Raw genomic sequence first — 20,275 nt, 5'->3', positions numbered from 1 at the left:
GCGCTACCGTCGGTCGCGGATCGAGTAGAAGACCAGCGCCAGGATCGACCAGCCCAACACAAGGAACAGGGTGGCGAGGCCCAGGATCACCTCGCGGCGCGGAAATTGCGCCAGTTCGGGGAAGGTGGGTTGGATGAACACCGCCAGGTAACGGCTTTGGCGCGTGGTGTTGGTGCGCGCCAGATCCAGCGCGGTCAGCGCCGCACGATAGCTTTCCTCGGCGAATTCGCGATCCACGACGAAGCCTTCGAATTCGGCGATCAGGGTCGGATAGTCTTCGCCGCCGACCTGCGCGTCGGCTTGGGTGAAGTTCTCCCGCTCCCGCGCGATCCGGTCGCGGATCACGTCAATGCGCTGCGCCGATTGGCGCAGGCGGGGGTCGTTGGGGTTGGCGGTGTTTTCGCCCAACAGATCATTCTCGATCAGCGCTTCGGCCAACTGCTGTTGCAGATTATTGAGGACCCCCATCCGACCTTGCAGGTCACTTTCAGGGTCCACGATCTGCGTCCGCGTGCGGAACGCTGTCAGTGCCTCGCGCGCCTCTCGCAGGCGGATCAGCGCGGCGGCCAGATCCTGCTCGGCGAAGCGCATCGCGTCGTCGCGCGCCGTCGCGTTGAGCGCGTTCACAAGGTTCTGGCTTTCCTCGATGATCGCCTGCGCGATGGTCCGCGCCATCTCGGGATCGAACGCCAGCACGCGCAGTTCCATCAACCCCGAGGATTGGCTATAGCTGATCCGGACGATGCGCTGCCAATGGTCTACCAACCCTTCGATCGTAGTGTCCGGGTCGAGGGAGAAGATCGGGTCAATATCATGGGGGGCCGAGTAATGGCCCACCAGATCGAGCCGTTCATTCAGGCGCAGTACCAGTTCCTGGCTGACGATGTATTCAAACAGGATGTCCGCATCCGCCTGCCCGCCGCCGCCCCCGCTCGTGAACGCCGCAAGCCCCCCCAGCACATCCGTCGCCGCCCCAGATTCGTTTTGCCGGACCGTGAACCCGGTCGTGGAGGCGTATTGATCGACGGCCACCGCGTAAAGATAGGTGGCCACCGCCCCGATGGGCGCAAGCACCAGCAACACGAAGGAGATCACGATCCCCCAGTGCCGCCACCGCATCGTCGCGCGCCCCGCCGGCACGGTGTTCACCCGGATCCGCCGCTTTGCCCCGGCAGGGGCATCCGGTGTTTTCGCCTCGTCAGTCAATGGTTTGGCAATCCTCAGGTGATCTAATCGGGCACAACGTCTGCATGCCGTTGCTGGCCCGTTGCTGGAATATCATTCGTCATACATACTTGGAGAGTTTTAAGAAAGCATGATGGACCCTGCCCCCGTGGCCAACCTCACCACCCTCTCGCCCCCGGCAGGCCGTGCCCGGACCCGCGCGACCAGCTTCGCCTCGGGCCGCGCGGTCATCGCGTTGATGCTGCGTGAGATGTCGACGCGCTATGGCCGCTCTCCCGGTGGGTACATTTGGGCGGTGGTCGAGCCTGTGGGCGCGCTACTGGTGATGTCTTTCGTCTTTTCCCTGCTGATCCGCAGCCCCAGCTTGGGCAATTCGTTCCTGCTGTTCTACACCACCGGCTATCTGCCGTTCCTTCTTTATAGCCTCACGATGGCCACGGTGATGAACGCGCTCAACTTTTCCAAGCCGCTGCTGATGTATCCTGCCGTCACCTGGATCGACGCGATCCTTGCGCGGTTCATCCTGAACACGCTGACAAGCGTGGCGGTCAGCTGCGTCGTCCTTTTCGGCATTCTGGAATTTACCGACACGTCAGCGGTGCTAGAGTTCCGCTACATGGTCTCTGCCATGGCCCTCGCGGCGCTTCTGGGCCTTGGCCATGGCACGTTGAACTGCGCACTTCTGGGGCTTTTCCCGGTCTACGGGCAAATCTGGGGCATCGCATCGCGCCCCCTGCTGATCGGCGCGGGCGTGTTTTTTCTGTATGAGGATCTTTCACCCACCATCCAATCCATCCTCGATTGGACCCCATGGATCCACTTCACCGCGATGTTCCGGCAGGGCGTCTATCCCACCTATGCGCCGGATTTCATCTCGGTGCCTCTGATGCTGCTGTGGGCCCTTGTCCCGCTGGCGTTCGGGTTGATGCTGCTGCGGCGGCATCGGCAGCGGATCCTGATGCGCTAGACCCGGTGATACGGGCTGCCCGCCAGAATACTCGCCGCGCGGTACAACTGCTCGCTCAGCATTACGCGGGCCAGCATGTGCGGCCACACCATCTTTCCGAACGAAATCGCCGATCCGGCATCCGCGCGCAGGCCGGGATCGATGCCGTCCGCCCCGCCGATGACCAGCGCCAAATCGCCGATGCCCCGGTCCCGTTGCGCCCCAAGTCGCTCCGCGAACTCGGGCGAGGTCATGATCTCGCCCCTCTCATCCATCACCCAGAACACCGCGCCGGGCAGGCGCGCGCGAATCAGTTCCGCCTCTGCGGCCATGCCACCGCCCTTGCGGTCTTCGACCTCCACAACCTGCCCAAGCGACAGGCCAAGGCCCCGGCCCGTCTTGTCGAATCTTCGGAGATAGTCGTCGAGCAGCGCCTTTTCAGGCCCCTTTTTCAAGCGGCCAACGACGCACAGATGGACCTTCAGCCTTCCGGGCCTTTTGAGGTCGCCGCCTCAGGCGCCTCTGGCTGCCACATCTTTTCCAGCTGATAGAACTCTCGCACCTCAGGCCGGAAGATGTGGACGATGACATCGGCCGTATCGATCAGCACCCAGTCGCCCGTATCCTTGCCTTCGATCTTGGAATACAGGCTGAAATCCTGTTTCAGCCGATCGACAAGCTTCTCGGCCATGGCCGAGACCTGACGGGTCGAGCGGCCGGAGGCCACGACCATATAGTCGCCAATCGAGGACTTTCCGCGCAGATCGATCTGCACGACGTCTTCGGCTTTGTCGTCATCAAGGGATGTCAGAATGCGCTCCAGAAGCTCTTCGCTGCTGTAAGCGGTTTGGGTGCGGGCCCGTGCCTTTGCGGTGGGCCCTGCGGTGGCAGAGGTCTTGGCCTCTGCTTGGTTAAGTCCGGTCAGGACTCCGTCCTCCATCATACGCGCCTGTTCATCCCCGACGCCGGGTGTAATCAAACATAACATTGCAAGGGGCCGTTCTCAACCTCGCCTTGTGCACCAAAGGCAGAGAGTCGCCGTAACGATTTGTTAACTATGTTGAGCAATTTCTTGATCATGCGTTTTCTCGTCTTCCCCCTCACGCTGCTGCTTGTCGCCTGTGACAGCCCGTCCCCCGCGATGATGGGGATCACGCCGACTTATGTGACGGTCGACGGGGCTGATTTCTCTGTCCGCCGGAACGGCAATCGCGCCGAGGCGATCCGAACCAACGCCACGCCCTTCCCCTCCATCGGTGCCATCGTCCACCGCGCTGGCAACGCAATGGAACAAGCCACGGGCTGCGCCGTGATTACCGACACTCTGCGTGGCGACCAGAACGTCATGCGCGCGGATCTGATCTGTCCTTAGGGCGGGGTTCACCGCCACTCCTCTCACGGATATGACGACGTCCGGGTCCGGGCGCGGGGCCACGTCGGCGTGGGTTGAAATGCGAATTGATATACCATTGATATACTTGTGCGTGCCGGTGTGGCGAAGCATAGGTTTTGCTTGATGTCGCATATCTTGGGGATAAACCGCCGATACCCACGATATGCGCCCCATATGCGTTGACTCGGCCCACGGCCCTCCGCGTAAACTGCACGCCACAAGAATCGCCATCGCAAAGAGGCATTGCAGGTGCAGTTTACCAAGCTCAGACTCAACGGTTTCAAATCCTTCGTCGACCCCACGGACCTCGTGATCGCCGACGGTCTGACTGGCGTGGTGGGCCCGAATGGGTGCGGAAAATCCAATCTTCTCGAAGCCTTACGCTGGGTGATGGGCGAAAATCGCCCCACCGCGATGCGGGGCGCGGGGATGGAGGACGTGATCTTCGGCGGTGCCGCCACCCGCAACGCGCGTAACTTTGCCGAGGTCTCGCTTACCATCGATAACGCGGACCGGCTCGCACCTGCTGGCTTCAACGAAGAAGACCAGATCGACATCATCCGCCGCATCACACGTGATGCGGGAAGTGCCTATAAACTCAATGGAAAAGACGTGCGCGCCCGCGACGTTTCGATGCTGTTTGCCGATGCATCCACCGGCGCGCATAGTCCCGCCCTTGTCCGTCAGGGCCAGATTTCCGAGCTGATCAACGCCAAGCCCAAAGCCCGCCGTCGCGTGCTGGAAGAGGCCGCCGGGATCTCGGGCCTCTATCAGCGCCGCCATGAGGCAGAGCTGAAATTGAAGGGTGCCGAAGCCAACCTGGCTCGGATCGACGATGTGATCGACCAACTGGCTTCGCAGCTCAATACCTTGGCAAGACAGGCAAAACAGGCCGCCCGCTACCGCGAGATCGGATCCGAGCTACGCCTTGCCGAAGGCCTGTTGCTGTTTGTGCGCTGGCGCGATGCCGACGCCGCACGCCTGCGCGCAGAGGAAGCCCTGCGCGCCGGTCTCGCCTCGGCCGCGCAGGCCGAATCCGCAGCATTGGAGGCCGTAAAGGCCCGGGAAGCCGCCGAAGAAGCGTTGCCGCCGCTGCGCGAGGAAGACACTGTGGCCGCTGCAATTCTTCAGCGTCTGTTGGTTGAGCGCGACAGTTTGCAGGCCGAAGCGGACCGCGCCGCCGCCGCCGTTGAAACGCTTACCAACCGCATCACCCAGATCGATAAGGATCGTGAGCGGGAAGAGGCGTTGAACGCTGACGCAGGCGAAACCGTCGCGCGATTGCAGGCCGAGCGCACGGATTTGCAGACCGCCCAGAAAGGTCAGGACGAACGACTTGGCGATGCCCGCGATGCGGTGACGGACGCCCGGTCCGTCCTGGCGGGGCAAGAGGCGGAGCTGTCTGATTTGACAGAACAATCCGCCGCACTGGCCGCCCGCTATCAAGCAATCGAGCGGCGCATGGGAGAGGCCGAAAAGGCCGTTACGCGAAATTCGGCCGACGCGGCTGCCGCCGAGCAAGCGGCCAGTGACGCGGCGGACCGGCTGCAAACCCTCAAGCGCGAAGCCCAAGACGCCGAAGAGGCGCTGACCAGCGCCACCACCCTCGCCGCCCGCGCCGAGGAAACCTTGCTGGAAACCGAGGCCGCCCGCGCCGAGGCGCAGGCCAGGGAAACCGAAGCGCGCTCGGCCCGATCCGAGGCCGAAGGCCGCGCCGGCACGCTGGATGCCGAGGTCACGGCCCTTGCCCGCGTGCTGGAGCGTGATCGGGGTGACGGCGACCAGGTTCTTGATGAAATCAAGGTTTCCCCGGGGTTCGAGGCCGCGATCGGCGCCGCCTTGTCCGATGACCTCAAGGCCGCCCGCGCCAATACGGCGGGCGCCACCGGCTGGACGGACCTGCCCGGTTACGACACAACCACCCCTCTGCCCGAGGGCGTGCAACCCGCCGCAGAGGTCGCGACCGCCCCCGAAGTCCTAACGCGTCGGCTTTCGCAAATCGGCATCATCGATGCCGCCGACGGCCCCCGCTTGCAGCCGTCCTTGCAGCCCGGTCAACGCCTTGTCAGCCGCGAGGGCGATCTTTGGCGCTGGGATGGTTTCGCCGTTGCCGCCGCCGACGCCGTCTCTACGGCCGCGCGGCGGTTGGAGCAGGCGAACCGCTTGTCCGAGCTGGAAGACGAGCGCCTTCGCGCGCGCGGCAAGGCCGATGACGCCAAGGCCGCCCATGAAACCCTCGCCGAGCGCCTCAACCAACTGACAGAGGCCGATAAATCCGCTCGTTCCGCGCGCCGGGATGCGGAAACTCAGTTGAGCCAGGCCAGCCGTTCTGCGGCCCGCGCCGAGGCTGACCAAAGCGTTCTCGATGGCAAGCTCGAAACGCTTCGCCTGACCGCCTCGCGTCATGCAGAGGAAGCAGACACAGCCCGCGCCGAACTGACCCGTGCCCAGGATTCCCTGGCTGAACTGGACGACCTGGAGGCCGTTCGGGGGAGGTTGGAAGACGTGAAGACCACCGTCGAGGCCGCGCGGATGAACATGCTCGCCAAGCGCGCCGCCTTCGATGAGGTAAAGCGCGACGGTGAAGATCGCGTGTCGCGGATCAGCAAGATCGGTACCGAAATTACCAATTGGCAGAACCGCTTGACCAACGCCGCCTCGCGTCTGGCAGAGTTGGAGAAGCGCAGGGGTGAAGCGGAGGTGGCCCTTGCCGATGCCGTCCAGAAACCCGCTGAAGTGGCCCGGCGCCGCGAACAGCTTGCGGCTCAGATCGCTCAAGCCGAGGCACGCAAAGCAGCCTCTGCCGATGCGCTGTCGGTGGGTGAAATGACCTTGCGTGCGGCCAGCGGCGCAGAGCGGGACACGGAACGCGCCGCCTCCGAGGCGCGCGAGACCCGCGCCGCCGCCCAGGCCCGGCGCGATGCCGCGTTGGAGGCCGTTCAGGCCGCCGCCGACCGCATCGCGGAAGAGATGGAGCTGACCCCCGAGGCGCTTTTGGAAACCCTTGGCGACCTGCCCGAACCGATGCCCTCCGCCGACCGGATCGAACAGGACGTCATGCGCCTGCGCCGCCAACGCGACGCCCTTGGTGCCGTCAACTTGCGCGCCGAGGAAGACAGCCGCGAGGTTCGGGAAGAGCATGACACGCTGGCCTCCGAGAAGACCGATCTGGAGGAGGCCATCGCCAAGCTGCGCACCGGGATCAACAGCCTCAACAAGGAAGGCCGCGAGCGGCTTTTGAAGGCGTTCGACGAGGTGAACGAGAACTTCGCCCGCCTGTTCACGCACCTCTTCGGGGGCGGGGAGGCGCGTCTGGTGCTGGTGGAATCCGACGATCCGCTGGAAGCGGGGCTGGAGATATTGTGCCAGCCGCCGGGCAAGAAACTCAGCACCCTCAGCCTGCTGTCGGGAGGCGAGCAGACGTTGACGGCGCTGGCGCTGATCTTCGGGGTGTTCCTTGCGAACCCGGCGCCGATCTGTGTGCTGGACGAGGTCGACGCGCCGCTGGACGATGCGAACGTGACGCGGTTCTGTGACATGCTGGACGAGATGACGCGGCAGACGAACACGCGGTTCCTGACGATCACCCACCACGCGGTCACGATGGCCCGGATGGACCGGCTTTTCGGAGTCACGATGGGGGAGCAGGGGGTATCTCAGCTCGTCTCGGTGGACCTGAAAAAGGCCGAGGCCCTGGTGGCCTGATCCGGGGTGCTCAAGCTTGAGCAGGGTGTTAAGGGGTTGTTTTTGTTTTGTTTTTGGATTTGTTAAGGTTCTGTTAGGGGGATTTGGGGCGGGTTATTGAGATTTGAGGGGTTTAGGCCAAAAGCCAACGTTTGCCCCAACGGCCACCAAAACCATCGCTGATAGCTTGCCCAGACCAGCAAACACAGAAGATGAATACAGCTATAGACACAACATTTGGGAGGCGGCCAAAAACATTCGGCCGCCAACCTTGTTTACATGAAAGAAAAGCCAACCGCGACGAGTGTCAGCGCGATTATGGCAACAGCACAGACAGCGATACTGCCACTGGCGTTGGCCTCGAAGTGCTTTCCAATTTTGATGAGGAGTTTGTTTTCCTGGCTGCTCATGTCGCTCCTCCTCAACCCATCGTGTCCAACTGCTGCTGCATTACATGCAAGCGCACAGTTTTGAACAAGTTGGCCCAGTGGTTGCGGTTCTTGCCGAGCGAGTCTGGAGCATTGCCAATATCCCGAATGGCCTGCTTGGTTTCCGCCACCAATTCGGGAGCAAGATCACGCCAAGAAGCAAGGACATTCTCGAAACCGCCTTGCCACTCTGCGACGCCAGTTTCAGGATTTACCGTGACAAAGTTGCGGAATGCCCCCAGAATTGGATAGGCGGCACCTTTAGTCAAACGCTGATCATGGTCATCTAGATTAGCATAACGGAATTGAAACCGTCCCTTGCTCGGTGGGGCCTTTTCCACGATCCGTAGATTTCCCGCGCGGCCGCCAACCGTTTCATTGTAGACGCGAAGGAAGTCGCGGCGAATGTGGTCGTAGAGAACCAGAATATCGAGCAGCAAAGGTTCAAAAACCGCATATTTCCGGCCGACAGGATTCTCACGATTGTCTTCATAGTCATCCCCAAATTTTTTGAGAGGGGTTGACCACTTTTCATAGGCCGCAATCGGATGCTTCGTGTCTCGCACAGGAAAGTCAGTGACGTTCATCAATTCCAGCACTGAAACCAACTCGCGGACGTCAATGTCCTTCTTGTCCGACTCCTTGAAGCCAATATCATTTGCCCAGTCTTGATCCTTCACAATCGCTTTGAGGCTCTCGAAAGCCCCATCTAGTTCAAAGATCGAACGGGGCTGCACTGAAATCCCGGTGTTTTGCCCCCTTGCAATATCCACACGCAGCGTGTGGTTTTCGCCGCCTTCTAGCCCGGTAATGATTTTGACTTCGACGTGCTGGCCTTCGGCGATCGAGTCATCCTCTTGGCAGTCGTAGATAATTTGGGTTGTGTGGCCGCCATTGGCGATCCCATAGTCATCGTCAATCATGACGTCGAAGACCCGCTTGTCGATCACCTCAATATCTTCGGCAATGATCGTAATTCCCAGGTTCAACAGATCGAAGGTACCCGGCAGTGCCTCCTTGCCTTCGAGGCTTGCTTTGACGTCCTTATAGACCTGTCGGTTCATGCCGACCGGATCACGCAAGTTTGCCCCAGTCGGAACGCCCTTCGGGAACAGATGCGCAGGCACCAAAAAAGTGTGCTTGACGATTTTAGGAAGAGTTGGGTGTTTGACGCTACGCGCCTCGGACACCTCAAACCGATATGGTTTGATAGCCATTCTCGAGTACTCCATAGGCCACGAAGGACCAATGTTGCGGGGTGCGATGACCCCGGCGGCAGGATTGCCTGTAGTGGAGATAAAGCAAGAAGCACGAAAAGGCAATGACGACCAACTTCAAGCACCACATACAGCCGACTCTCGAAGTCTGCCACAAGATGTTGGAGCGAGCTGCAAAGGTGCTTCAGCTGGCGCGGACGTTCATTGGGGTAACGGCGAACTTCGGCTTTTCGGCATTAAGAGTCATCACCCCCCTCCCATCACTTTCCCTCCAAAAAAAACCCTGCCGGGGCGTTTCTTATCCGGGCCGAGGCCCGGTCTACGGGTGGTGGGTTGCACCCACCCTACGGGAAGTCACCGTTGTCTGTTACCGAACTGGTCCTCCACTGCATCCATGATGTCCTCCATAAGCGGGCCGGTTGCCTCTGGTCCTGTGAACCGCAGCGACCAGCCGTCGGGGGTTCTCTCTCGCCTGATATTCAGTTTCGACCGCACCTGGGCCGTGCGGCGAGGACGGCCCGGGCGGTAGAGGGCGGTGTCCGGGGTGCGGGCGGCTTCTTCGGCCTCCAGCAGGATCGGCAGGATCGTTTTCCATTGGGCGTCGGGGGATTTTTGTTTCGAGGTGCGCAGGGCGGTGGTGATGAGGGGGCCTAGGTCGGCGCGCAGGGCGAAGGCGATGCGGGTGATCTGGTTCTGGCTGAGGGCCTCGGGCGCGGTCAGCAGGTGGTCACCGATCTCGGCCACGACGTCGGCCATGGCGCGGATGCGGGCGCGGCGGTGGCGGTCGAGGGTGCGGTAGAGGCTGTCGGTGGCGGCGTCGAGGGTGGGGAAGAGGCCCTCGGCCACCGATTCCGTGACAAGGCGGCCTTTTTCCCACGGGGAAATGGCGGCGCGGATCTCATTCTCGGTCACCATACGGGTCATGGCCTCGGCGATGTCGGAGGGGTCGCGGATGAAGGCGGGAATGGTGGTGTGGCCGAGCGCCCGCACGGCGGTGAGGCGGCGCAGGCCGGAGATCAGGCCATGGCGGGGCGTGTCGGGGAGGGGATCGTGCTTGGCCCAGACCTCGATGGGGTGGGTGAGGCCGAGGGACGCGATGGAGGCTTGCAGTTCCGCAAGGGCGGAGGGCGCAAGGGAGATGCGGTCGCGGGGAAGGGCATCGGCGTCGATGTCGGTGAGGGCGATGGTGTGGATGTCGTGCATGGGCGTATCCTGTCGGTGGTGGGCTGACAGGATACGCCGGGTGCGGGGGGCGTTGCGCGTTTGCGTCAGAGTGCGTTCAGAAGCGCGCGGGTGGGCCAGGCGTCGGCGGGCATGCCGAGGCGGCGCTGTTCCTCGCGCACGGCGGCACGGGTGCCGGCGCCGAGGATGCCGTCGATCCGGCCCACGTCATGGCCCCGCGCCTGGAGCCGTTCTTGCAGCGCGCGCATGGCGTTGCCGTCAAGGCCTGGCTCGGGGTTGCGCGCGTCGAACACGGGGGCGCCTTCCAGGCGGGTAGCGAAATAGGCGGCGGTCAGGACGTAGGTGAAGGACTGGTTCCATTCGAACAGGACGTTGAAGTTGGGGTAGGCGAGGAAGGCGGGGCCGTTGCGCCCCTGGGGCAGGACCACGGAGGCCTGGGCGTTGCGCATAGGCAGCGGGCCGGAGCGGCCTGCCACACCGTCGGCCTCCCAATCGGCGACGCTACGGGTGGTGTGGATGCCGGTCTGGTACCAATCCAGATCAGCGGGCACGGTGATCTCGACCAGCCACGGCTCTCCGGGGCGCCAGCCAAGGGACGAGAGGATATTGGCCCCGGACATCAGGGCATCTGGCGCGGAGGTTTGCAGGTAGACATGGCCGTCGCCATCACCGTCGATACCGTGGTTCACGATATCTTCTGGCAGCATTTGCACCATGCCGATTTCCCCGGCCCAGGCGCCTTGCGTGTTCACCGGGTCGAAGTCGCCGTTTTCATAGAGCGTCAGGGCGCCGAAAACCTCGGGGCGGAAAAGCTCGGGGCGGCGGCAATCGTGGGCCAGCGTCACAAGGCTGTCGAGGGTGTTGTAATCGCCCTGGAACGCGCCGTAGTCGGTCTCGAACGCCCAGAACGACAGAAGAATGCCGCGTGAGACGCCGAAGCGACGCTCGATCTCGGCGAAGGTGGCGGCTTGGCGCTCGGCGTTGCGGCGGCCGTTGTCCATGCGGCCCTGGCTGATCAGACGGCGGGCAAAATCGGTGAACGGCACCGCGAAGATGCCCTGCCTGCGATCCGCATCCAACGCACGCTGGTAATAGCTGGCGTGGCGGAAGAAGCCATCGATGGCCTCCTGGCTATGGCCGCGCTCTGCCGCTTCGGCGCGGAGGCCCTGGACGAACTGGCCGAAATCGCCGCCGCATTGCTGCGCGGTGGCCGCAGTGCCGAGGGTGAGAGACAAGAGTAGCGGGGCGAGGAAACGACGCATGTGAAATGATCCTGTTAGTCAAATGTTTTAGCGACGATACAGCGCGCGGGGGGCGGTGCAAGGGCTTGGGTGACGGCGGACCCCTCCATTGGCGGACCTCGGCTGCCGCCACGAGCATCCTAGGGGGTGTCCACCGGATGAACCCAAACCTCGGCCTCCGGCTCGTGGGCGGCGCGCGTGCCGTCGGTGGTGGCCCCAAGCCGCCGGGCCACGGCCTGCGAGCGGGCGTTGGTCACGTCGATATAACTGTGCAGCCGGTCCAGCCCCAGCGCGTCGTGCGCCCATGTCTTCACCGCCCGCGCGGCCTCGGTCGCGTATCCCTTCCCTTCGCCTTCCTCGAACAAGTGCCAGGCCAGTTCCACGTCCGGCCAATGGACATGCTTCAGCAGGCCCACGCGGCCCATGGGCTGTCCGGTGGCCTGTTCCTCCAGCACGAAAAATCCGAAGCCGTGCCAATGCCAATGGCCCACGCCGATCATGTAGCCGAACCAGGCATCCTCGGGCGAGCCTGCTTCATCTTGCGCGATGATCGACGGCGCGCTGGTGACGAAGCGGGTGAAGGCGGGCAGATCCGCGCGCCGGGGGCCGCGCAGGATCAACCTTTCGGTCTTCAGGGTCGGGGCAGTCGTGAGCGGATCCATCGCACGCCTTTCGTGTCGCGCATCTATAGCAAGATCGGCGACTGACCCAAAGCACCCTAGCCGCCCACGAGCCAGAGGCACACCACGGCGGCAATCATCGCCCCCCACACCCGCCAGAGCACGCCCACCGCAGCCGCGATATCGCCGGGCGTGGCGGCGCGCGTGCCTTCCGGGTTGAGCGCCGCGTCGGTGGTCATCTCGCCGCCATAGGCGCGGGGGCCGGAGAGGGAGAGGCCGAGGGCTGCGGCCATCGCGGCCTCGGGCCAGCCTGCGTTGACAGAGCGGTGCTTGGGACCGTCGCGATAAGCGCAGCGCAGAACGGCGGGGCCACGGGTCAGCGCGATCAAAAGCGCGGTGAGGCGGGCGGGGATGTAATTCAGCACATCATCGAACCGGGCGGCGGCCCATCCGAACGCCTCATGCCGGGGGGTGCGGTGGCCGATCATGCTGTCGGCGGTATTGGTGATTTTGTAGAGCAACAGGCCCGGCAGCCCGGCCACCAGAAACCAGAAGGCGGGGGCGACGACGCCATCGGACATATTCTCGGCCGCGCTTTCAATCGCGGCGCGGGCAACGGCGGCCTCATCCAGCGGGCCAGTGTCGCGTCCCACGATCATCGCGACCTCTTGCTTGCCGTCGTCCAGAGACCGGCGCAGACCGTCGCCCACCGCCGCCACATGCTGCACAAGGGATTTCTGCGCCAAAAGAACCGCCGCGATCAGGATTTGCCATAGCCATCCAAGGGGCAGCGCCACGATGATCCAGCCAAGGCCCAGCGCGCCGAGGCCAAGGGCAGCCATGACAAACACACCGTTCACCCGTCGCCCGCCGCGATTGAACGCGCGGTCACACCAGCCAATCAACCGACCCATCACGACAATCGGATGCGGCACGCGCGACCAGAGCCAGCGCGGTTCCCCCAGCAAGGCATCGAGGATCATCGCCACAAGAAGCAGCGGCGCGGTGGCGATCAAAGGGCGGCCTCAAGGCGGGCCCATTCTTCGTCCGTGCCCGGAAGGCCCAGGCGTATCCAATTGGTGGAATAGGGGAAAATCCGGGACCAGATCCGATGCGCGGCCAAGCGTTTTTGCCAGTATTCAGCACCCTCACGCAGGGTGTAGGTGCGAAACAGGGTGGTGCCGCCGACAATCTCGGCACCTGCAGTCAACATCAGATGATCCAGCCGTGCCGCATCGCGCCCAAGGCGCACGCGGGTGGTATCGGCCCAGCCCAGATCCGAAAGGGCACGTGCCCCGATCTCCAACGCCGGGCCTGACACGGACCATGGCCCCATCAGCTCGGCCAGGGTGCCCTTGCCGTTGACCGGCGCGAAGGTCTCGGGGCGCGCCATCGCAAAACCAAGGCGGACCCCGGCAAGGCCCCAGAACTTCCCGAAGCTTTTCAGCACGATCACGCCGGGTTCGGCCGCGCGGGCGATGTGGCTACGCTCGGGCACCGTGTCACAGAAGCTTTCGTCGATGATCGTCAGGGGACGCCCACCAATGGCAGAGCCCGGCCACATCCTGCCATCGGGGTTGTTGGGATGCACATAGACATGCACCGGGTTTTTCGGATTGCGCGGATCGTTCAGCCGCCCCCGCGCCGCGAAGGCGGCGGCGTGCTCATTATAGGTGGGCATCGGGATATACGCGCCGGACAAAGCCGCCAGATCCGGCATGCGCGCAATCAGTGGCGAGGCCCCGGCGGCGGCGATGATCTCGACCTCATCGGGGACGGACCAGAACGCGCGGGCGGTCTGCAAGAGACGCGCCATCGCGCCTTCGCCGGGAAGCCTGCTCCAGACCTTTTGCGGGAGGTCCCCGACGGGATAGGCGATCGGGTTGATCCCCGTCGACAGATCAAGCCATGCCTCTTGCTGCCCCCCATATTCGGCGGCGGCGGCGTCCAGACCACCTCCGTGGTCGCGTTTGGGAAACAGTGCGGTCATGGCCCCCTTTTGATACAAGAAATTACGCTGCCCGCAATCCATTACGACCATGGGGCGCGGTCCAATCGATCTGCGGATTGATCGGGATGATCCGGTGGGGGTTAATGGTCTCGTGGCTATAATGGTAGTGGCGCACGATGTGGTCGAAGTTGACCGTCCCGGCAACGCCCGGCCATTGGTAAAGCTCGCGCGTGTAGGCCCAGAGGTTGGGATAATCCACGATCCGCTTGCGATTGCACTTGAAGTGCAGGTGGTAGACCAGATCGAACCGCACCAGCGTGGTGAAAAGCCGCCAGTCCGCCTCGGTCACCCGGTCGCCCGTCAGGTAGCGGTTCTGGGTCAGGATCCCCTCCAACCAGTCGAGCGCATCGAACAGGGTGTAGACGGCGGTGTCATAGGCGTCCTGCGTGGTGGCGAAACCGGATTTGTAGACGCCGTTGTTCACGTCGGAATAGACCCGCGCATTGATCGCGTCGATCTGGGGGCGCAAGGCGTTGGGGTAGTAATCGTCAGCGTTGCCGGTGATGTCGTTGAAGGCCCCGTTGAACATGCGAATGATCTCGGCGGATTCGTTGGACACGATGGTGGCGCGTTCCTTGTCCCACAGGATCGGGACAGTCACGCGGGTCGTCACGCCGGGTTGCGCCTTGGTGTAGAGGTCACGGGCGAAGGGCAAACCATAAAGCGTATCACCCGTGGCGCCGTCGACGTCGGCGTCAAAAGTCCAGCCGTCGCCCAGCATGTCGGGATGCACGACAGAGATGCCGATGTGATCCTCCAGCCCGTTCAGGGCGCGGAAAATCAGCGTACGATTGGCCCAGGGGCAGGCGTGGGACACATAGAGGTGATAGCGCCCGCTTTCCGCCTTGAAGCCGCCCACGCCGGTGGGACCGGCCGCGCCATCGGCGGTGATCCAATTGCGAAACTGCGCTTCGGTCCGCTGGAACGCACCACCGGATTTCTTGGTATCGTACCACGTGTCTTGCCATGTTCCGTCAACAAGCAGGCCCATCGTCATCTCCTTCTTTGGTGAGTCGGAAATAGGGCGCGCACTGCCCGGCGTATACGCCAAGGGACGCAGGGGCGGCTCCGCATCCGCGCACAGGCGAGAATCTTTCCCAATCCTGTATAAGATTGCCGCAGTGCAGCAATTCAGGTAGCGCCAAGTGGGTAAGGGAATTGTTTACCAGTTCCGTCCAAGGTAGCAGCGGCGGCGCGGTTATGTTCACGCCATGTCATTGACCTGACATGAAAATCCGCCAACTTGATCTGCGTGCAACCCTCAGCCCTGTCGGAGGATCCGGTGTCTGAATACCTACCGAAAGAGATTCGTGACCAGTTGGCCGCAGCGCGTCGCCATGTGAAACGCAAGCAGGCCACCCGCGCGGTCCATGTCGGGGATGAGGCGTTCGCGATCCTGGAAATGACCAGCGACGGCTTTGCGCTGATCGCCGATGAGGCCCCGCGCCTGCGCGGGCTGGTCGACATCTACGAGGGTGCGCAACACCTCTATCAGGCGCTGATCATCGCCTCGGCGGAAGACGGCGACCTGATACGCTATGACTTCAAGCGCAACACCGCGACGGCCCGCACGGCCCCGGTGGATTTCGTCCAGTCCGACACACGCCCCGCTGGATTGCTGTCCAAAGGCTAGGCATTGCACAAGATCATTCACCAATTGCGCCCCTTGGCGCGATGATCTCCTGCTTTTGGCGATATTGCCGGCCAATTTTTCGCAGTACGTGCGCCAGGTCGCGGCTATTTTGCCGCGACACCTGCGCATCCGGGGAAGGGCCATCCGATGATCGAAACTCCATATCTTCTGTTCCTGGGCGACGCCCCTGACCAATTGGGCGCGAAAGTCGCCCAGGGCATCCGCGATTGGCGGCCCGAGAATGTCATCGGGCAATTCCGGATGGAGGGCTGCCAGGCCGACGTGAAGGTCGCCGACATGGACCTTCCCGCCGCCAAGGCGTCGGGCGCGCGGACCCTTGTTGTCGGCGTCGCGAACCGGGGCGGCTATATCACCTCATCGTGGAAGCGCGTGCTGATCGAGGCGCTGTCCGAGGGCTTCGACATCGCATCCGGCCTGCACAACCTGCTGAGCGATGAGCCTGATCTTGTCGCCGTCGCCAAGGAATACGGCCGCACGCTGCACGACGTGCGCATCCCCTCGGTCGAATACCCCATCGCCAACGGCATCAAGCGGTCCGGCAAGCGCTGCCTGGCCGTGGGCACCGATTGCTCGGCTGGCAAGATGTACACCGCCCTGGCGATGGACAAGGAGATGAAGGCGCGCGGCCTGAAATCCAGCTTCCGCGCCACCGGGCAGACCGGCATCCTGATCACCGGCGCGGGCGTGCCGCTGGATGCCGTCATCGCCGACTTCATGGCGGGCGCGGTCGAGCACCTGACCCCCGATAACGACGACGATCACTGGGACATGATCGAAGGTCAGGGCAGCTTGTTCCACGTGTCTTATTCCGGCGTCACCATGGCGCTGGTCCATGGCGGCCAGCCCGATGCGCTGATCCTCTCGCACGAGCCGACGCGCAAACACATGCGCGGTCTGCCCGGCTATTCCCTGCCGACACTGGAGGCCCTGCGCGACACCGCCCTGCCGTTGGCCCGGGTGGCGAACCCTGCCTGCGAAGTCGTTGGGATCTCGGTCAACACGGCGGCGCTTGGCGAAGACGAGGCCCTGCAATGCCTGGCCGATATCGAAAAGCGCATGGGTCTGCCCACCGCCGACCCGTTCCGCCAGGGCGCGGGGCGCCTGTGCGATGCCCTGGAGGCGATCTAGATGTTCACCATCACGCGCGAGCGCTTCAAGCTGGCAGAGGTGTTCACGATCTCCCGCGGGTCGCGCACCCACGCCGAAGTTCTGACGTTCGAAATCGATCAGGGCAACGGCGTCCGGGGGCGCGGCGAATGCGTGCCCTACGCCCGCTACGGCGAAACGATGGACAGCGTGGAAGCCCAGATCCAAACCTATATCGACCATGGCGATAGCGCAGCCTTGCCCGCAGGGGCCGCCCGCAACGCCGTGGATTGCGCGATCTGGGACGCCAAGGCGAAATCCGCCGGCGCACGCGTGTGGGAGATCTTGAACCTTCCCGCCCCCGGGCCCGCCCCCGGCCCCGTCACCAGCGCTTTCACCCTGTCGCTGGATACGCCTGAGAACATGGCGAAGGCCGCCGCCAAACACGCCCATCGCCCGCTGCTGAAAATCAAGCTCGGCACCCCCGACGACATGCCCCGGCTTGAGGCCGTCCGCAAAGGCGCGCCCCACGCGGCGATCATCGTGGATGCCAACGAGGGCTGGACCGCCGAGGTCTACACGGATCTTGCACCGCACCTTCTGCGGCTTGGCGTGCAAATGGTGGAACAGCCCCTGCCCGCAGGCGAAGACGACATGCTGGCCGAAATTGCCCGCCCCCTTCCCGTCTGCGCGGACGAATCCTGCCACGACCGCGCCTCTCTGCCCGCCCTCAAGGGCAAATACGACATGGTCAACATCAAGCTCGACAAGACCGGCGGGTTGACCGAAGCGCTGGCGCTGCGCGATGCGGCGCGAGCGGAAGGCTACACGGTGATGGTCGGCTGCATGGTGGGAAGCTCGCTGGCCATGGCACCCGCGATGATCGTCGCCCAGGGGGCCGAGATCGTGGACCTCGACGGGCCGCTTCTGCTGGCCGAGGACCGCACCCCGCCCCTGCGCTTCGACGGGTCTACCGTTTTCCCGCCGGACGCCGCCCTATGGGGCTAAACCGCTTCCCCTGCTTGCCCGTTCTTTAAATATCCCCCAAAGGCTCGCGCACCAAGAGGTGCGCTTTGGGAGAGTGTGGGGGCTGGCCCCCTCACGCCCGCACCCGGCCACGTTGCGCTCACGTGGATGTGGGGTGCATCCCCGCCCAAAAGACCGCAAGCTGCGTCGAAAGACCTTTCGGAGTCCCCATGCGCCTTGCCTTGACCGCCGCCCTTGCCCTTTTGACGACACCCGCCATGGCCTGCGGGCCAGACACGGATTGCAGCGTTCTAGGCGACCGCACCTACCGCTATTACATGCCCGACGGTACCGACGGCCCGGTGGGCGCTTTCTTCCACGCCCATGGCTATCGCGGCAGCGCCGGGGGCGCGATGCGCAACCAAAGCCTGCGCGCCATGGCAGACCGGTTGGGCATGGCCTTCGTTGCGCTGAACGCGGACGCCGATGATTGGAACCTCGCGTATCGGCCCCGCAACCCGACCCAAACCGAGGCGGCGGAAGACGACTACGCCCGGGCCGTCATCGCCGATCTGGCCACCCGGATCGATTTGGACCCCTCGCGCCTGATCTCCACCGGGTTCAGCGCGGGCGGGATGATGACCTGGACGCTTGCCTGCGAGATGGGCGATACCTTCGCAGGCTTCGTTCCCTATGCGGGCACCTTCTGGCGGACGATCCCCGACGCCTGCCCGACGCCCGCATCGCACCTGATCCACATCCACGGCGATGCCGATCGCACGGTGCCGCTGGAAGGCCGGGCCATTGGGCCAACGCGGCAGGGCGATGTGTTCGAGGCCTTGGCGATGTACGGCGACCACGGCGGTTTCAGCATTCCGGTGCCGCTTGCGGCCCCCGATGGCATGCTCTGCGTCGGTGGTGAGGCGGCTTTGGGCCGAGAGTTGATCTTCTGCACCTTCGAGGGCGGGCATTCCTATTCCACGGCCCGCGTCGAATGGGCCATTGAACGGATCCTGTCGCAGCTTTAATCGTTGCGAAACGCCCCAAAGGAGAGACCCCGATGACCCGTACCGTTTACGTGAATGGCAGCTACCTGCCCGAGCACGAGGCCACTGTCTCGATCTTCGATCGCGGGTTCCTGTTTGCGGACGGCGTCTATGAGGTCACCAGCGTTCTGGGCGGCAAGCTGATCGACTTTGCGGGCCACGCCGCGCGCCTGCAACGATCCCTCGATGAATTGGAGATGGCCAACCCCACGACCGAGGAAGACCTTCTGGAGATCCACCGCGAATTGGTGCGCCTCAACGAGATCGACGAAGGCCTGATCTACCTGCAAGTCACCCGTGGCGCCGCCGACCGCGACTTCGCCTACCCCGAAGACGCGACGCCGACGCTGGTGCTGTTCACCCAGGCCAAGTCCGGGCTTGCCGACAACCCGATGGCGAAGACGGGGATGAAAATCATCTCGATCGAGGATCAACGCTGGGGCCGGCGCGACATCAAGACAGTGCAGTTGCTTTACCCGTCGATGGGCAAGATGGCCGCCAAGGCCGCAGGCGCCCATGACGCCTGGATGGTCGAGGACGGCGTCGTGACCGAGGGGACGTCGAACAACGCCTATATCGTGAAGGGCAACACCATCATCACCCGCCATTTGGGCCATGAGATCCTTAGCGGGATCACCCGCACCGCCGTGCTGCGCATGGCGCAAGAGGCGCAGATGAAGGTGGAAGAACGCCCCTTCACGATGGAAGAGGCCAAGCAGGCGGATGAGGCTTTCGTGACCTCGGCCACGACCTTCGTGATGCCAGTGGTGGAGATCGACGGCGCGGCCATTGGCACCGGTCAGCCCGGCGATGTTGTCGCCCGCCTGCGAGAGATCTACATCGACGAGATGCGCAAGGCGGCGGTCTAGAACGTCGAGACGTTCAACGCGACAACCGGAACCGTGATGACACTGATGTTGTTCAACACGGCGACCACGACGCTTGCGCCATCGGGTGTATTCAAAACTGCGTTCAATGAGGTCCCGTCCGCGTTTTGCTCGAAGGAGATGCTTGATGGGCCAAGGTCATTCAATGCAGACGGGATAATGGCGTTGATCTCAAGAATTTCATTGGAGATTTCAAAGTCCGTAATCACCACAGGATCAACGATGCCATCGCTGTAAACCTTGAAGGTATCTATCCCCGCATCGCCCGTCAGAACGTCGCCGTCATCGCCAAGAAGGGTGTCATCCCCGTCGCCGCCAAATAGCGTGCTGGCTTGATCAGGCCGCGAGAACAAGGGTTCAGCCACCGCATCGATCAGGTCGTCATCGCCCCTTCCGCCGTTCAGCGTGTCGTTGCCGCTATTGCCGAACAATTCGTCGTTGCCCGCGTCGCCGTTCAGATCATCGCGGCCGTCGCCGCCTTCGACCCGGTCATCGCCGCCCTGCGCGTTCAGAAGGTCATCACCGCCACGCCCCAGAAGAACATCCGCCTCTTCAGATCCATTGAGGGTATCGTTGCCGCCAAGACCATCCAGCAGGCTGCCGACATCAGCCCTGATCTGGTCGTCGCCGTCTGTGCCGATCAACGTGGTGGAGGTGTCATCGCTGCCATCCCCCACAAGGAAGAACGACAGGCCAAGGCCCAATAGCAACAAAGGAATTACGGTCAGC

Annotated in this window: 20 protein-coding genes; 8 read left to right on the top strand and 12 right to left on the bottom strand. The window is 63.3% G+C overall.

The genetic code is table 11. The features are described 5' to 3' along the window. Window positions 1-3: 3 nt before the first annotated feature. Window positions 4-1,206: a KpsE/RkpR family capsule polysaccharide export protein gene (locus KUL25_RS17010; protein WP_257894006.1), complete on the bottom strand. Its 1,203-nt coding sequence runs from the start codon at window positions 1,204-1,206 to the stop codon at window positions 4-6. Between the two features lie 109 nt (window positions 1,207-1,315). Here KUL25_RS17010 and KUL25_RS17005 point away from each other — a divergent pair, with 109 nt between their 5' ends. After that, complete coding sequence (locus KUL25_RS17005) at window positions 1,316-2,152, top strand: ABC transporter permease (protein ID WP_257894005.1); 837 nt, start codon at window positions 1,316-1,318, stop codon at window positions 2,150-2,152. Here KUL25_RS17005 and rlmH read toward each other — a convergent pair. After that, the gene (gene rlmH, locus KUL25_RS17000) at window positions 2,149-2,616 is read right to left on the bottom strand and encodes a 23S rRNA (pseudouridine(1915)-N(3))-methyltransferase RlmH (RefSeq protein ID WP_257894889.1); all 468 of its coding nucleotides are present in this window, start codon (window positions 2,614-2,616) and stop codon (window positions 2,149-2,151) included. The two genes, KUL25_RS17005 and rlmH, sit on opposite strands and share 4 nt — an antisense overlap. Beyond that, window positions 2,613-3,071: a ribosome silencing factor gene (rsfS, locus tag KUL25_RS16995; protein WP_082916570.1), complete on the bottom strand. Its 459-nt coding sequence runs from the start codon at window positions 3,069-3,071 to the stop codon at window positions 2,613-2,615. Before rsfS ends, rlmH begins: the two co-directional genes overlap by 4 nt. 138 nt (window positions 3,072-3,209) lie before the next feature. Here rsfS and KUL25_RS16990 point away from each other — a divergent pair, with 138 nt between their 5' ends. Continuing rightward, window positions 3,210-3,503 (top strand): hypothetical protein, encoded by a 294-nt coding sequence (locus KUL25_RS16990; RefSeq protein ID WP_257894004.1) that lies wholly within the window; start codon window positions 3,210-3,212, stop codon window positions 3,501-3,503. Window positions 3,504-3,773: 270 nt separating this feature from the next. Next, window positions 3,774-7,229 carry a chromosome segregation protein SMC gene (gene smc, locus KUL25_RS16985; RefSeq protein WP_257894003.1) on the top strand — a complete coding sequence of 1,152 codons (3,456 nt, stop codon included), beginning with the start codon at window positions 3,774-3,776 and terminating at the stop codon, window positions 7,227-7,229. Between the two features lie 254 nt (window positions 7,230-7,483). On the opposite strand, the gene KUL25_RS16980 is transcribed toward smc, so the two are convergent. The 8 genes from KUL25_RS16980 to KUL25_RS16945 all read right to left on the bottom strand — a co-directional run bounded on the left by KUL25_RS16980 (window position 7,484) and on the right by KUL25_RS16945 (window position 14,898). Then, on the bottom strand, window positions 7,484-7,618 hold the full coding sequence (locus KUL25_RS16980; RefSeq protein WP_257894002.1) for a hypothetical protein: 135 nt from the start codon (window positions 7,616-7,618) through the stop codon (window positions 7,484-7,486). An 11-nt stretch (window positions 7,619-7,629) separates the two neighbouring features. Continuing rightward, window positions 7,630-8,853 (bottom strand): AIPR family protein, encoded by a 1,224-nt coding sequence (locus tag KUL25_RS16975; RefSeq protein ID WP_257894001.1) that lies wholly within the window; start codon window positions 8,851-8,853, stop codon window positions 7,630-7,632. Between the two features lie 354 nt (window positions 8,854-9,207). Then, window positions 9,208-10,056 (bottom strand): ParB/RepB/Spo0J family partition protein, encoded by an 849-nt coding sequence (locus KUL25_RS16970; RefSeq protein WP_257894000.1) that lies wholly within the window; start codon window positions 10,054-10,056, stop codon window positions 9,208-9,210. A 65-nt stretch (window positions 10,057-10,121) separates the two neighbouring features. Further along, complete coding sequence (locus KUL25_RS16965) at window positions 10,122-11,297, bottom strand: lytic murein transglycosylase (protein WP_257893999.1); 1,176 nt, start codon at window positions 11,295-11,297, stop codon at window positions 10,122-10,124. A gap of 119 nt (window positions 11,298-11,416) precedes the next feature. Then, entirely contained in the window at window positions 11,417-11,938 is a 522-nt protein-coding gene (locus KUL25_RS16960) for a GNAT family N-acetyltransferase (protein ID WP_257893998.1), read from the bottom strand. Window positions 11,939-11,994: 56 nt separating this feature from the next. Then, the gene (gene cbiB, locus KUL25_RS16955) at window positions 11,995-12,912 is read right to left on the bottom strand and encodes an adenosylcobinamide-phosphate synthase CbiB (RefSeq protein WP_257893997.1); all 918 of its coding nucleotides are present in this window, start codon (window positions 12,910-12,912) and stop codon (window positions 11,995-11,997) included. Further along, window positions 12,909-13,886, bottom strand: coding sequence for a threonine-phosphate decarboxylase (locus KUL25_RS16950; RefSeq protein ID WP_257893996.1), 978 nt, complete (start codon window positions 13,884-13,886; stop codon window positions 12,909-12,911). The genes cbiB and KUL25_RS16950 overlap by 4 nt, the downstream gene beginning before the upstream one ends. A 22-nt stretch (window positions 13,887-13,908) precedes the next feature. Further along, complete coding sequence (locus tag KUL25_RS16945; RefSeq protein ID WP_257893995.1) at window positions 13,909-14,898, bottom strand: glutathione S-transferase family protein; 990 nt, start codon at window positions 14,896-14,898, stop codon at window positions 13,909-13,911. 261 nt (window positions 14,899-15,159) lie between these two features. Here KUL25_RS16945 and KUL25_RS16940 point away from each other — a divergent pair, with 261 nt between their 5' ends. The 5 genes from KUL25_RS16940 (at window position 15,160) to KUL25_RS16920 (ending at window position 19,528) form a co-directional block, all read left to right on the top strand. After that, on the top strand, window positions 15,160-15,540 hold the full coding sequence (locus KUL25_RS16940; protein ID WP_257893994.1) for a hypothetical protein: 381 nt from the start codon (window positions 15,160-15,162) through the stop codon (window positions 15,538-15,540). Between the two features lie 147 nt (window positions 15,541-15,687). Continuing rightward, window positions 15,688-16,689, top strand: coding sequence for an N-acetyltransferase DgcN (gene dgcN / locus KUL25_RS16935; protein WP_068357509.1), 1,002 nt, complete (start codon window positions 15,688-15,690; stop codon window positions 16,687-16,689). Continuing rightward, complete coding sequence (dgcA, locus tag KUL25_RS16930; RefSeq protein ID WP_257893993.1) at window positions 16,690-17,655, top strand: N-acetyl-D-Glu racemase DgcA; 966 nt, start codon at window positions 16,690-16,692, stop codon at window positions 17,653-17,655. A 188-nt stretch (window positions 17,656-17,843) separates the two neighbouring features. After that, window positions 17,844-18,641 carry a CE1 family esterase gene (locus tag KUL25_RS16925; protein WP_257893992.1) on the top strand — a complete coding sequence of 266 codons (798 nt, stop codon included), beginning with the start codon at window positions 17,844-17,846 and terminating at the stop codon, window positions 18,639-18,641. A gap of 32 nt (window positions 18,642-18,673) precedes the next feature. Next, window positions 18,674-19,528 (top strand): D-amino-acid transaminase, encoded by an 855-nt coding sequence (locus KUL25_RS16920; protein WP_257893991.1) that lies wholly within the window; start codon window positions 18,674-18,676, stop codon window positions 19,526-19,528. On the opposite strand, the gene KUL25_RS16915 is transcribed toward KUL25_RS16920, so the two are convergent. Further along, the gene (locus tag KUL25_RS16915; RefSeq protein WP_257893990.1) at window positions 19,525-20,259 is read right to left on the bottom strand and encodes a calcium-binding protein; all 735 of its coding nucleotides are present in this window, start codon (window positions 20,257-20,259) and stop codon (window positions 19,525-19,527) included. The genes KUL25_RS16920 and KUL25_RS16915 overlap by 4 nt on opposite strands. Between the last annotated feature and the right edge of the window lie 16 nt (window positions 20,260-20,275).

Source organism: Gymnodinialimonas phycosphaerae, assembly GCF_019195455.1.
Lineage (GTDB): Bacteria > Pseudomonadota > Alphaproteobacteria > Rhodobacterales > Rhodobacteraceae > Gymnodinialimonas > Gymnodinialimonas phycosphaerae.
The sequence above is the reverse complement of the archived record's forward strand: the minus strand, read 5'-3'. Positions and strand labels throughout refer to the sequence as shown.

Excerpts from the sequence above, each read along its gene's own strand:
- KUL25_RS17005 (WP_257894005.1), top strand. The coding sequence starts at position 1,316 with ATGATGGACCCTGCCCCCGTGGCCAACCTCACCACCCTCTCGCCCCCG.
- rsfS (WP_082916570.1), bottom strand. The coding sequence starts at position 3,071 with ATGGAGGACGGAGTCCTGACCGGACTTAACCAAGCAGAGGCCAAGACC.
- KUL25_RS16990 (WP_257894004.1), top strand. The coding sequence starts at position 3,210 with ATGCGTTTTCTCGTCTTCCCCCTCACGCTGCTGCTTGTCGCCTGTGAC.
- KUL25_RS16980 (WP_257894002.1), bottom strand. The coding sequence starts at position 7,618 with ATGAGCAGCCAGGAAAACAAACTCCTCATCAAAATTGGAAAGCACTTC.
- KUL25_RS16975 (WP_257894001.1), bottom strand. The coding sequence starts at position 8,853 with ATGGCTATCAAACCATATCGGTTTGAGGTGTCCGAGGCGCGTAGCGTC.
- KUL25_RS16970 (WP_257894000.1), bottom strand. The coding sequence starts at position 10,056 with ATGCACGACATCCACACCATCGCCCTCACCGACATCGACGCCGATGCC.
- KUL25_RS16965 (WP_257893999.1), bottom strand. The coding sequence starts at position 11,297 with ATGCGTCGTTTCCTCGCCCCGCTACTCTTGTCTCTCACCCTCGGCACT.
- KUL25_RS16960 (WP_257893998.1), bottom strand. The coding sequence starts at position 11,938 with ATGGATCCGCTCACGACTGCCCCGACCCTGAAGACCGAAAGGTTGATC.
- KUL25_RS16950 (WP_257893996.1), bottom strand. The coding sequence starts at position 13,886 with ATGACCGCACTGTTTCCCAAACGCGACCACGGAGGTGGTCTGGACGCC.
- KUL25_RS16945 (WP_257893995.1), bottom strand. The coding sequence starts at position 14,898 with ATGGGCCTGCTTGTTGACGGAACATGGCAAGACACGTGGTACGATACC.
- dgcN (WP_068357509.1), top strand. The coding sequence starts at position 15,688 with ATGATCGAAACTCCATATCTTCTGTTCCTGGGCGACGCCCCTGACCAA.
- dgcA (WP_257893993.1), top strand. The coding sequence starts at position 16,690 with ATGTTCACCATCACGCGCGAGCGCTTCAAGCTGGCAGAGGTGTTCACG.
- KUL25_RS16925 (WP_257893992.1), top strand. The coding sequence starts at position 17,844 with ATGCGCCTTGCCTTGACCGCCGCCCTTGCCCTTTTGACGACACCCGCC.
- KUL25_RS16920 (WP_257893991.1), top strand. The coding sequence starts at position 18,674 with ATGACCCGTACCGTTTACGTGAATGGCAGCTACCTGCCCGAGCACGAG.